Annotated in this window: 11 protein-coding genes; 1 reads left to right on the top strand and 10 read right to left on the bottom strand. The window is 54.4% G+C overall.

The window, feature by feature from the left end:
* Nucleotides 1-16: 16 nt before the first annotated feature.
* From DZC51_RS00260 to zapA, 9 genes are all read right to left on the bottom strand, one after another.
* Complete coding sequence (locus DZC51_RS00260) at nt 17-790, bottom strand: enoyl-CoA hydratase (protein ID WP_157293355.1); 774 nt, start codon at nt 788-790, stop codon at nt 17-19.
* A 16-nt stretch (nt 791-806) separates the two neighbouring features.
* Entirely contained in the window at nt 807-1,394 is a 588-nt protein-coding gene (locus DZC51_RS00255) for a fatty acid metabolism transcriptional regulator FadR (protein ID WP_157293354.1), read from the bottom strand.
* Between the two features lie 90 nt (nt 1,395-1,484).
* Nucleotides 1,485-3,182: a long-chain-fatty-acid--CoA ligase gene (locus DZC51_RS00250; RefSeq protein WP_157293353.1), complete on the bottom strand. Its 1,698-nt coding sequence runs from the start codon at nt 3,180-3,182 to the stop codon at nt 1,485-1,487.
* A gap of 211 nt (nt 3,183-3,393) precedes the next feature.
* Nucleotides 3,394-3,537, bottom strand: coding sequence for a hypothetical protein (locus DZC51_RS00245; RefSeq protein WP_157293352.1), 144 nt, complete (start codon nt 3,535-3,537; stop codon nt 3,394-3,396).
* A complete protein-coding gene (locus DZC51_RS00240; RefSeq protein WP_157293351.1) occupies nt 3,512-3,925 on the bottom strand; it encodes a DUF350 domain-containing protein in 414 nt (137 codons plus the stop codon). Before DZC51_RS00240 ends, DZC51_RS00245 begins: the two co-directional genes overlap by 26 nt.
* Before the next feature lie 101 nt (nt 3,926-4,026).
* Nucleotides 4,027-6,387, bottom strand: a complete 2,361-nt coding sequence (locus tag DZC51_RS00235) for an endonuclease MutS2 (RefSeq protein WP_157293350.1) — start codon at nt 6,385-6,387, stop codon at nt 4,027-4,029.
* A 38-nt stretch (nt 6,388-6,425) separates the two neighbouring features.
* Nucleotides 6,426-8,144 (bottom strand): DNA polymerase/3'-5' exonuclease PolX, encoded by a 1,719-nt coding sequence (polX, locus tag DZC51_RS00230; RefSeq protein WP_157293349.1) that lies wholly within the window; start codon nt 8,142-8,144, stop codon nt 6,426-6,428.
* 43 nt (nt 8,145-8,187) lie between these two features.
* Nucleotides 8,188-8,727 carry a CvpA family protein gene (locus DZC51_RS00225; protein ID WP_157293348.1) on the bottom strand — a complete coding sequence of 180 codons (540 nt, stop codon included), beginning with the start codon at nt 8,725-8,727 and terminating at the stop codon, nt 8,188-8,190.
* 7 nt (nt 8,728-8,734) lie between these two features.
* On the bottom strand, nt 8,735-8,995 hold the full coding sequence (gene zapA, locus DZC51_RS00220) for a cell division protein ZapA (RefSeq protein ID WP_157293347.1): 261 nt from the start codon (nt 8,993-8,995) through the stop codon (nt 8,735-8,737).
* A gap of 90 nt (nt 8,996-9,085) precedes the next feature.
* Here zapA and rnhC point away from each other — a divergent pair, with 90 nt between their 5' ends.
* A complete protein-coding gene (gene rnhC / locus DZC51_RS00215) occupies nt 9,086-10,027 on the top strand; it encodes a ribonuclease HIII (RefSeq protein WP_157293346.1) in 942 nt (313 codons plus the stop codon).
* A gap of 232 nt (nt 10,028-10,259) precedes the next feature.
* On the opposite strand, the gene pheT is transcribed toward rnhC, so the two are convergent.
* Nucleotides 10,260-12,671: a phenylalanine--tRNA ligase subunit beta gene (gene pheT / locus DZC51_RS00210; RefSeq protein WP_157293345.1), complete on the bottom strand. Its 2,412-nt coding sequence runs from the start codon at nt 12,669-12,671 to the stop codon at nt 10,260-10,262.
* Nucleotides 12,672-12,677: the final 6 nt, after the last annotated feature.

Genomic DNA, 12,677 nt, shown 5'->3' with positions numbered 1-12,677 from the left:
TCCTCCCCTTCGTGTCTTACTTTCCTTGGAATACAGGTTTCCGCTTCTCAAGGAATGCGGATATTCCTTCTTTTGCGTCCTGTGATGCAAAAACTTCCCCAAACGAGGCCGCTTCCGCCTTTACGCCCTCATGGAATCCGTCATGCTTGCCGTATTGGAGCATGCGGAGCGCAGCACGGACCGATACCGGGCTTTTATCAGCGATTTTACGCGCGATTGCGAGGGTTCCTTCCAGCAGCTCTTCTTCACCAAATGCCTGATTGGCCAGCCCTGCGGAAACCGCCTCCTCGCCGGAGATCGGATCCGACGTCAGCATCATCTCGGCCGCTTTTGCCCGACCGACATACCTCGGCAGACGCTGAGTGCCGCCAAACCCCGGAATCAGCCCAAGCTGGAGCTCAGGCAAGCCAAGCTTGGCACCTGCCGTGACAAACCGCATATGGCACGCCATGGCAAGTTCGAGCCCTCCGCCGAGTGCTGCGCCGTGGATTGCGGCAATGACCGGCTTAGAAAAATTCTCGAGACGTTCGAACACTTGCTGTCCATTGTCCGCAAGCTTGGTAAAGCCGGCCGCATCGGGAACTTCGGTGAATTCCTTGATGTCAGCACCGGCAGAGAAGAACCTTCCTTCACCGTGCAGGACGACTACACGGACTTCGTCATCATGCTCGACGAGATCCAGGAGTTCGTTTACTTCTTTCACCAGACCTTGTGAAAGCGCATTCGCCGGTGGCCGATTAATGGCGACCAGCGCAATGCCGTCTTCCGTTTTCACTTTCAAGAATTCCAATGTCCACCCATCCCCCTTACTTGGCTTTCATGCCTTGCATGAGCAGCCTATGTACATCCGGCGCCAGTTTAATTAAATCATATTTCTGATCATTCATCACCCACGAGGTGGAAATCTCATCAATGGTTCCGAATACCATCTGCCGTGCAAGCCGGATGTCCATATCTACTTCGAACTCACCGCGCTCGATTCCTTCTTGAAGGATGCGGTCCAGCATGGAAAGATAGTCTTTCAGGACTTCATTGATTTTTAGCCTCAGTTCTTTATTGGACTGGCGCAGCTCCAGTTGGGTGACGATGGCCAGGTGACGGTCAGAGTAGAGGACGCTGAAATGATTTTCGATCATCCGGAACAGTTTTTCTTCGGACGACATCTGTCCGTCTTCCAGAACCGGCCTGAGCCTGTCCATGAACAACGCCATTTTCTCACGAAAGACCGAGACTAAAATATCCTCTTTGTTTTTGAAATACAGATAGATTGTCCCATCGGCCACCCCCGCCTGTTTGGCGATCTTTGATACCTGTGCCTGGTGGTACCCGTTCTCCGCGATGGCGATCACGGCCGCATCCACAATCTGTCCGTACTTCGGCTTATTCCGATTCATTGGGTTCACCACCAAATAAAAAAGAAATATGAATGACTATTCATTCATATTTCTATATTATTCTCTGGCTGATTGGATGTCAAGCCTTGTTCAGGAGATGACCTTCTCCTCTTCCATCTTCTTTTTTTCTTCGTCAATCAATGAGCGTCTCAATATCTTGCCGACTGCCGTTTTCGGAAGCTCCTTACGGAATTCGTAGAGTTTCGGCACCTTATAGGCAGCGAGGCTCTTCCTGCAGTGCGCGTTCAGTTCTTCCTCCGTCACTTCAGCGTCTTCCTTCAGGACGATGTATGCCTTGACCGTCTCCCCGCGATACGGGTCGGGAATACCGGCTACAACACATTCTGCCACATCAGGATGTTCGTAGAGCACTTCCTCGATCTCCCTCGGATATACATTGTAGCCGCTGGCAATGATCATATCCTTCTTGCGATCGACCACATAGAAGTAGCCGTCTTCGTCCATGTACCCGAGATCTCCAGTGAGCAGCCAGCCGTCTTTAAGGGTGGCGGCCGTTTCTTCCGGACGGTTCCAGTACCCTTTCATAATCTGCGGGCCTTTTACCGCTATTTCTCCCACTTCTCCCTGTTCCACCGATTCCGTCGTCCCGGTCCTGAAAATGGCGGCTTCGGTATCCGGCCATGGAATCCCGACTGAGCCTTTTTTCCTCTCGCCGTCCCAAATCAGATTGGCGTGTGTCACCGGTGACGATTCGGAAAGTCCGTACCCTTCGACCAGCTTGCCTTTTGTGATTTTCTCAAACTGGGTCTGGATGTCGACCGGAAGGGGAGCCGAACCGCTCAGGCAAGCTTTGATGGAAGACAGATCGTAGTTGCCGATATCAGGATGGTTCAGCAGGCCGATGTATATGGTCGGCGCTCCCGGGAACAGGGTCGGTGATTGCTTGTCGATCAATTTCAGCACAGTTTCCGGATCGAATTTCGGCACGAGAACCATCTTGTTCCCCTGGCTGACCGACAGCACAAGTACAGTTGTCATCCCGTAGACATGAAAGAACGGCAGGATTCCGAGAACCACTTCTTCCCCCGGTTCGCAGCGGTACATCCAGGCCGCACACATCTCCGTGTTTGCATTGAGGTTGCGGTGTGTGAGCATCACGCCCTTCGGAGAACCGGTTGTGCCGCCTGTGTATTGAAGAAGTGCGAGATCGTCCTGGTCGGTCTCGGATGCCTGGATCGGCTCCGCCTGACTGCGTTTCATGATTTCTGTAAACAGGTGGTTTCTTCCGCGGTGTTCAACCTTGACCGTCATGCCATATTCTCTTTTCTGCACAAACGGATAAAGAATGTTTTTCGGGAATGGCAGGTAGTCCTTGATCCCGGTGACAATCACGTTCTCCAAAGCGGTTTCGCCAATGACTTTGGACACCCTCGGAAACAGGATATCCAAAGTGAGGATCGCCCGGGCTCCCGAGTCTTTCATCTGATAAGCAAGTTCCTTCTCTGTGTATAAAGGGTTTGTCTGGACAACTACGCCGCCCGCATACAGGATTCCGTAGAACGCAATGACATTCTGCGGACAGTTCGGCAGCATGATCGCCACCCGGTCCCCCCTTCCGATTCCGAGGCTTTTCAGGTAATTCCCGAATTTCAGGGCAGATTCGTACAGCTCCTGATAAATCACCTGTCTGCCCAGGAAATGGATGGCTGTTTTCTCCGGATACTTGGACGCCGAACGGGTGAGGCCATCCTGCAGCGGTTCTTCAGGGTAGTCAAGTGTCGGCGGAATTCCTTCGGGATAGTTCTTCAGCCATGGTTTTTCCGTCATGATCAGACCCCTTCCTAAGAATCGTCAGAAAATTCCTATTACTATCTTACCTTATGATGTATGCGCTTTCAACAGACAATGTAAAAAGGCGCAGGTTTCCCTGCGCCTTTGGATGGTGCCAGTGCTGATGGTGAAGCGAGGCGTATATGCTCCGTCTTTAGCACACAAAGTTTTGGTTTAGCCTGGAACGCCGCCCACTGATATCATGGCTTCAGAAAAACAGCCACCAGATGCCGACGATGATGAAGCCGGCACACAAAACCAGCAGCAGCTTGGCCAGTTTGATCATGTCCATGCCTATTACCGCCTTTCGGGGACGGATCCGGAGATCAGGTGATGCTTGCTGCGATGACATAGCTTAGTCCCACAGAGATGATGAGGGAAATCAGGCCCACAGCCCGGTTGCCGTTTCCGATCTCTTCGTCCACATTGAAACGGGGAGTCAAAAACTCAAAAAGCCAATAGGCCATGATGAGAAGGAAAAATCCGAACCCTCCCCAGGCGAGCATTTCCGGCAGCGAGGAATGCTGTTCGATGGAATGGCGGAATATATTTGCCACTCCAAAAATTTTGCCGCCTGTTGCGAGGGCGACCGCCACATTTCCTTTTTTGATCTCTTCCCAGTTTTTATATTTCGTCACAATTTCAAAAATCACCATTGAAACAACCAGGCAGAGGACCGTGACGCTGAAATAGCCGGCCGTCTCTACGAGCGGATGTGTCCAGAAACTCGATAGAAGCATTCCATTTGCTCCTTTGCTGTTTTGATACCTATACGGATGAACGGCGGGAAGGTTTCAATTCGGACCGATTCAGTGCATGGCTCCGTCCGGTATCCGCCTGTTCACTTCAGTTCAACCACAGTGACCCCGTAGCCGCCTTCGCCCGCTTCGCCAAACCTGAAGCTTTTGACACGCGGATGGCGCCGGAGGAACTTCTGGATCCCTTCGCGGAGTGCGCCTGTCCCCTTGCCGTGGATGATCGACACACGCGGATAGTTGGCAAGAAGCGCATCATCGATGTATTTCTCCGTTCGTTGGATGGCATCTTCGTACCGCTCGCCGCGAAGGTCGAGTTCGAGCTTCACTCCTGCGCCCGACCGGCCGCGGACCGCATTTACATTGACGGTTTCCTTTTCTTTTTCCGGCTTGATATACTCCAGGTCGGATTCATCGATTTTCATCTTTAGGATACCGAGCTGGACCATCCACTCACCGCCGGACATCTTCTCAACAAGGGAACCCTTCTGTCCGTAACTCAGCACCTTGACTTCATCCCCGGGACGGAATTCCCTTTTTGCTGGCTTCGCCTTCTGCTTCGGCTTCTTAGCGAGTTCCTCTTCCGGAATCGCGCCTTCCAGGCGCTTTTTCGCATCGATCAGTTCGTGTTCTTTAACCGAAGCGCCGGCATTCAGCCTGAGCGCACGGAGTTCCGAGATGACAGACTCCGCTTCCCTGCGTGCATCCTCGACGATTTTCTTTGCCTTTTCACGGGCTTTCTGCTCGAGCGATTCCTTTTTCGATTCATACTCGGACAGACGCGTTTCCAGCTGTTTGCGGAGCGACTCGGATTCCTCGAGGACCCTTGCCGTTTCCTCAGCGTCTTTTTCCGCCTGTACCCTGCTCGCCTCAAGTGAGGTGATCATCGTTTCCACTTCGTTCCGGTTTTCGCCGGTAAAGGTTTCGGCGTGGCGGATGATCCTGTCCGGCAGTCCGAGCCGGCTGGATATCTCGAACGCGTTGCTCCGCCCCGGCACACCGATCAAAAGACGGTATGTGGGGCTCAGTGTCTCGACATCGAATTCAACGCTCGCGTTGACCACGCCGGGACGATTGTATCCATAGGCCTTCAGCTCGGGATAGTGCGTCGTCGCCATGACCCGGGCTCCCCGGCCGTGGACTTCGTCCAGAATGGAGATGGCCAATGCCGCTCCTTCCTGCGGATCGGTACCGGAACCGAGTTCGTCAAACAGGACGAGTGATTCCGAATCGAACTTATTCAGGATGTCGACAATGTTGACCATATGGGAGGAGAAAGTACTCAGGCTCTGTTCGATAGACTGCTCATCGCCGATATCGGCAAACACATCCTTGAAAACGGCCATTTCCGATCCGTCGAGTGCCGGAATCGGGATTCCTGCCTGGGTCATGAGTGTGCAAAGTCCGACCGTTTTCAGTGTAACGGTTTTACCGCCGGTGTTCGGACCCGTGATCACGATTGCCGTCGTATCCCTGCCAAATTCAATCGTATTCGGAACGGCCTCTTCCCTCGACAAAAACGGATGGCGGCATTTGACAAGGCGGATGTAACCCTCGTTGTTGACCTTCGGCACGGTCGCCTTCTGGGTCATCCCGTATTTCGCCTTGGCAAGTACAGCATCCATATCCCCCAGTATGCGGACCATGATAAACAGTTCATGAGCATGTTCCTGCACATGGCCGCTCAACTCACGGAGGATGCGCTCGATCTCTTCCTTTTCCTTCGCCTTCAGCTGACGGATTTCGTTGTTCGCCTGCACGACAGCATCAGGCTCGATGAACAGCGTCTGCCCCGAAGAGGACTGGTCATGGACAATCCCGCCGAAATGCGTCCGGTATTCCTGCTTGACCGGAATGACATACCGGTCGTTCCGCATGGTCACGATCGAGTCAGACAGCATTTTAGAATTATTTCTCGTATACTGTTCCAGCTTGTCCCGAACCCTTCCCTCCTGGGTCCGCAGCTGCTGCCGGATGGAGCGGAGCGCCGAAGAAGCGCTGTCCAGCACTTTGCCGTTTTCATCGATGCAGGCATTGATTTCATGCTCAAGCGCCGTTAGGATCGGCATCTCCTCTTTTTTTGCAAGAAAGAGCGGAATGGCAATCTCCCCTTCTTCCCCTATGGCCTCCAGGAACTGACGGAGGATGCAGCCTGCACGGATCGTGCTCGCCGTCTCCATCAGCTCTCCGGCGCCGAGTGTACCGCCTGCCTGGGCACGCTTTGCGTACATCCGGATGTCGAACAGGCCGCCCATCGGGACATTTCCCCGGATGCGGTAGATGGCCAGTGCTTCATCCGTCTCTTCAAGGAGCGATCGGACCTTTCCGAGGTCATCGGAAGGGACGAGCTCCCCGATCCGTGCGCGTCCGAGCGCCGATGTGCAATGGCCAGCCACTTCAGAGCGGATTTTATCAAATTCAAGTGTTTTCAGGACCCGGGCCTCCATGTGCCCCACTTCCTTTCAGATCTGGTCTCTCTATTAAATCAGCGTTCCCTGCCGAGATGCGACAGGAAACGGTCAAGTGTCCATGTATTGACGATCATATCGCGGTTCAGCCATGCACGCTGTGCATATCGGACGCCGGTTTCCATATAGTCCAGCTGCCCGACACTGTGTGCGTCGGTATTGATCGCGATCGGCACGCCTTTTTCCGCGGCGAGCATGAGCCATTCTTCAGCAAGGTCAAGACGGTACGGGTTGGCATTCAGCTCGAGGATCTTGCCGTACTCTGCCGCCCATTCGATCAGTTGTGCCACATCGGGCGCGTAGCCGTCCCGGCGGCCGATGATCCGGCCGGTCGGGTGCGCGATCATGTCCACATGCGGGTTAGAGATCGCAGCATGGAGGCGCTCCATGATCTTTTCCTGGGGCTGGCTGAAGTTGGAATGGATTGAAGCGATAACAAAGTCCAGCTCAGACAACAGCTCATCATCAAAGTCCAGCGTCGCGTCCGGCAGAATATCCATTTCAGTACCGCAGAGAATCGTGATACCGTCCATTTCATCATCGGCTTCCCTGACTTCACGGATCTGGTCGCGGAGGCGCTCAGGCGTCAGCCCATTCGCCACCCTCAGATAGCGGGAGTGGTCCGTGATGACCATGTGGCTGTACCCGAGTTCACGGCAGGCCTCCGCCATTTCACGGATGGATTCCGCTCCGTCCGACCAGACCGTATGCATATGAAGGTCTGAGCGGATATCTTCCGGACGGATCAGGTTTTTCAGTTCATCAGCACGGTCCAGCTCCGTCCCGTCTTTACGGACAGTCGGCGGGAAGTACGGCAGATCAAAATGGGAAAAGAAGCTTTCCTCGGAGTCAAACGTGAGCACACTGCCGTCCTCCTGCTCCACGCCATATTCACTGATTTTCTCGCCCCGTTCTTTTGCGATCTGCCGCATCCGGACGTTATGATCCTTCGATCCTGTGAAGTGGTGGATGGCGCTGGCAAACTGTTGCTCCGTGACAAAACGGAAATCCACATCCACCGGCTCGTCCGAATCAACGGTGACCGACAGCTTGGCTTCACCCGATGCATCGGTCCCGATCACCGGGAGGGAGCCTGCCAGTGCTTCATTGACCCGCTGCGGTTCCTTGGTGACAATGATGAAGTCCAGGTCACTGCTCATTTCCGCAGTACGCCGGTAGCTTCCGGTCACCATATGGCGGTCCACCTCTGGAATCGCATTCAGTACGCTTTCAATCATCCTGACGACGGGTTCCAGCTGCCAGTGCGGCAGCTTGTCCGGACGCTGGCCGAACGTTTCCAGCTCCGCAAGGATTTTCTCTTCGGTCTTCTTGCCGAATCCTGCAAGCTTACTTACCTCGCCCGCTTCGCAGGCTGCGCGGAGCGAGTCAGCCGAATCGATACCGAGTTCACTGTGCAGCTTGGCAATCTTTTTGCCGCCGAGGCCCGGAATCTTCAGCAGTGGAATCAGGCCGTCGGGCACCTGTTCCTGAAGCTCTTTAAGAAGCTCCGACTCCCCTTTTTCCAGCAGATCGGTAATTACCGAACCGGTGCCTTTTCCGATGCCTTTCAGAGAAAGGATATTATCCATTTCTGCAAGGCTGCGCGGATCCTGCTCGAGCACACCGGCAGCCTTCCGGAATGCCCCGACCTTGAACGGATTCTCTCCGAGCAATTCCATATGGAGGGCAATTTCTTCAAGCGTCTTGATGATGATTTTCTTGTTCACCGTCACCATTCCCCTTTCGGATAAAAAGCTTCCCTCATCGGAAGGGAAGCTCTCATTTTACATAGATGAACCACCAGTTTTTCACCATTTCGGAGATGACCGGCGTATGTTTCAGCATCGCCCCCGAGAGGAGCGAGGAATCAATCATGTTCTGGATTGAGGCAATCGGCACCATCGCCACGATGTAGAGGATGAAAAACAAGATCAGATAAAATTCCAGGAAACCAAGTGCCGCCCCCGCAAATGAATTGACCGACCCGAGCACCGGGAGGTATTTCAGGAAGTCCAGAGCGGAAGCAATCAGATGAAGCACAAGTTTCACGGCCAGGAAAATAAAGACAAAAGCCAGCAGCCGATAGAATGTCTCATCAAAATCGATGCTTCCGAATGAAATCCGGAGCGAGTTCCCCGCTTCCACCGCTGGATAGGGTACCCAGAGCACGAACTTCTCGGCAAGCGGTTTGTAATACTTCCACGCAACAAACAGCGCGATGATGATGCCGGTCATATGTAGGAGCTGTACAATAAGGCCCCGTTTATAGCCTGCTACGAGGCCACCCAAGAGAACAATCAGTATAATTAAATCAAGCATGCAAGTGTCAGCCCTTCAATTGGTTCAGTTCTTTTTCAAGTTCTTCAATCCGCTCTTTCAGCTTGATCGAGTCATTAACTGTATTGAGTGCGGTGAGAACCGCAATTTTCGTAGTATCGAGCGAGCGGTTCTTTGATGAGATCTCGCGCATCATATCATCTACAAGCGAAGCGACGAGCCGCATATGTCCGACAGATTCTTTTCCCATCATCTGGTATGTCTGACCGTAGATGTCGACGGACACACGGTTTTTTTCCGGTTCAGCCACTCCCGCCACCTCCTTGAAAAATCCCATACACCATATTACCATGAAAAGACTTGCCGTGTGTAGGTACGATACGGCGGAAGGATGAGAAACATGTCGAATGCAGTAATCCAACTGGGCCCGGAAAAGATCCGGGAACTCATGGCCCACTATGCGGGCTCCAAAATCGAACGGAATGCTCCCGGCGTGGTGTTTGCCGCCAAGTCGTCGGGCGTATCCATCACCGCCTATAAATCCGGAAAAGTATTGTTCCAGGGAGGGGGTGCCGAAGCAGAGGCTTCCCGATGGGGAGGCACTTCTTCTGCGGGCTCCCCTAAGACGTCCTCACCCAAAGGCGAAAAACTGCCTCCCCGCCTCGCTAGCATGTCGGTGCTCGGATCGGATGAAACCGGGACAGGTGACTTCTTCGGTCCTGTCACCGTTGCAGCATGCTATGTACCCTCGGAAATGATTGCACTGGCCGAGGAACTGGGCGTCAAAGACTCAAAAATGCTGACAGATGCCTATATGCAGAAAATCGGCCCGGAAATCAAGGCGGCATTCACAAACAGCGTACTTGTACTGCCCAACGAAAAATACAATGCCGTCCAGGCCAAGGGCTGGTCTCAGGGAAAGATCAAGGCACTGCTCCACAATCAGGCGCTGAAACATGTTTTGCGGAAATTGGATGGAACAAAGCCGGACCATATCCTGATCGACCAGTTTGCCGAGCGCGGCATCTATTATCGCCATATCGCATCCGAACCGGAAATCATACGCGAAAACGTCCTATTCTCCACAAAGGCGGAAAACCTTCATGTTTCCGTTGCGTGCGCATCGATACTGGCCAGGGTGGCCTTTCTTGAGGAAATGGACCGGCTAAGCGAAAAGGCAGGAGTACGGCTTCCAAAAGGCGCCGGTAAGCCGGTTGATGAGGCTGCTGCCAAGATTCTGCTGAAAAAAGGTGATGACTTCCTGGCCTCCATCACGAAGCGCCATTTTGCCAATACCCGGAAAGCCGCTGCCCTTGCATCCAAGCGATCCGGGAAGTTATGAATGATGTTAATGGGCTGTTCGGCTGATGCCGGACAGCCTTTTATGCATATCGCGCTCCTCTTTGGTCCGTACACATGCTTGAGGGCCTTTGGTTAGTTCCTCATCTCCTGCCTGCCTCGCCACACTCTCCCTTTCCGTTTAAATCGATCAAATCCTGCCTCTCCCTTGGATTTCATGTGAGAAAACCAACAGAAAGCCTCCGTCGGCAATCCGACGGAGGCTTCATTGTTCATCAGTTTCGGATCTCTGCGCCTTCAGCTTCAAGGGCAGCCAAGATACGGTTGTGCGCTTCGGAGACTTCCTCGTCCGTGAGCGTGCGCTCCGGATCCAGGTAAGTCAGCGAGAATGCAATCGACTTCATGCCTTCTTCCATCCTGTCGCCCTCATACACATCAAATACGCGGATTTCCTTCAGCATGTTTCCGGCATTTGCGCGGATGGTGCTTTTCAGCGTTGCCGCCTGGACAGCTTTTGGAACGATCAGCGCGATATCCCGGCTGATCGATGGGAACTTCGGCACCGGCGTGTAAAGAAGAGCTTCCGTCTCTTCCATAAGCAGGCGCTGGAGGTTCAGCTCGAAGACGATGGTTTCTTTCAGGTCACGAGCTTTCTGTTCGGACGGATGCAGTTGGCCGATAATGCCGACACGCTCGCCGTCCAGCAGGACATCGGCAGTCCGTCCAGGATGGAGGCCCTCCATTTCGGCTTTGCGATAGGACAATTTGTCAGAGAGGCCCAGTTCAGCAGCAAGTCCCTCGACAATTCCTTTCACCGCGAAGAAATCTGCCGGCTTTTGTCCTCCCTGCCAGCCGCCTCCCGACCATTCACCCGTGATGGCGCCCGCAGCGTGCTCGATTTCTGTCGGCAGACCGTCTGCGCCTTCACCGAGGAAGACGGCGCCGACTTCATAGAGTGCAACCGAACTTGTCTGACGTGCCGTGTTATAGGTGACCGCATCGAGAATGTGCGGCAGAAGGCTCTGGCGGAGCGTGCTCCGCTCCTCGCTCATCGGCATGAGGAGCCGCGTCACCGGTGCGGTCTCAAGTGCGAACTTCTGGGATTCCGGCTCAGATGTCAGAGAGTACGTGATTGATTGATACAGTCCCGCACCCTCGAGGTAACGGCGGACCGTGCGGCGCTTTTTCTGGTAAGGCGTGAGGCCTCCGGGAATCGACTCTGTCACAGGCAGTGTCGCAGGGATCTCGTCATAGCCGTAAAGCCGGGCGATTTCCTCCACGATATCTTCCGGGATGGAGATGTCCACACGCCGGGTTGGGGCGTCTATGACGAATTGCCCGTTCACCGCTTCATACGGGAACTGCAGGCGGCGCAGGATCTCTTCCATTTCCTCAAACGGGATTTTCATCCCGAGGCGCTCATTGATGAAATCCGGGGAAACGGTGACGCGTTTTGGCTCTTTGTCCAATTCGTCGAACAGCACCGTGCCGGCAAGCACTTCGCCTCCGGCCAGATCGGCCATGAGGGCGGCGGCACGTTCGCCCGCCTCGATGACACGGTTCGGATCGACCCCTTTTTCGAAGCGTGTGCTGGCATCGCTCCGGAGGCCCAATTCACGTGACGTCTTCCGGACGGATGCAGGGCTGAAGTAAGCCGCTTCGATCACGACGGTCGTTGTGCCGTCATGGACTTCAGAATTGGCGCCGCCCATGACTCCTGCGATGGCGACCGGTTTGCGGCCGTTCGTGATCAGCAGATGATGCGGTTCCAGCTTCCGCTCCGAGCCGTCAAGCGTCTCGATGACTTCGCCTTCTGCTGCATGCCTGACGACAATCTCCCCTGTGCCGAGCCGGTCATAGTCAAACGCGTGAAGCGGCTGGCCATACTCCATCAGAACGTAGTTCGTGATGTCGACGATATTGTTGAGCGGACGGACGCCGGCAGCCATGAGCCGCGCCTTCAGCCATTCCGGGGATTCCCCTACCTTGACGTTCCTCACAACCTTGGCAGCGTAAAGCGGGTTGGCTTCCGGTGCATCGACGCGGAGTTTCAGGTGGCCGGATGCCGGTTCTGCCGCTTCCTCATGAGCTGTTTCAGGAAGCTTCACGTCTTTCGACAGGATCGCAGCGGTTTCGTAGGCAGCCCCCAGCATGCTGAGCGCATCGGAGCGGTTCGGTGTCAGGTCCAGCTCAAGAACCGTGTCGTCCAGACCGAGAAGCGATAGTGCGTCCTCACCCGGGCGGGCATCTTCAGGAAGCACATAGATTCCGGATGCATAGGCTTTCGGAACGACCTTTCCGTCGAAACCGAGTTCCTGCAGTGAGCAAATCATCCCATGGGATTCCTCCCCGCGCAGCTTCGCCTTCTTGATCTTCACGCCGCCCGGCAGGCGGGCGCCCGGCCGCGCAACAACCACTTTTTGGCCGGCCGCAACATTCGGTGCACCGCAGATGATCTGGCTCGGCTCTTCCTCGCCCACATCCACACGGCAGATGTTCAGTTTGTCCGCCTGCGGATGCTGACTGCACTCCAGAACATGGCCGACGACGATGTTCTTCAGCCCTTCGGAGCGGTCGTCCACGGCATCCACTTCGATGCCTGACCTTGTGATTTTTTCTGCCAGCTCAGCCGGCTCCACACCTTCAATATCGACATAATCGCTTAACCAGTTCAGTGAAACTTTCATGTGTCG

The organism is Bhargavaea sp. CC-171006 (assembly GCF_009761675.1).
Lineage (GTDB): Bacteria > Bacillota > Bacilli > Bacillales_A > Planococcaceae > Bhargavaea > Bhargavaea changchunensis.
Note: the sequence above shows the minus strand (reverse complement) of the source record. Positions and strands in the feature narration are given on the sequence as shown.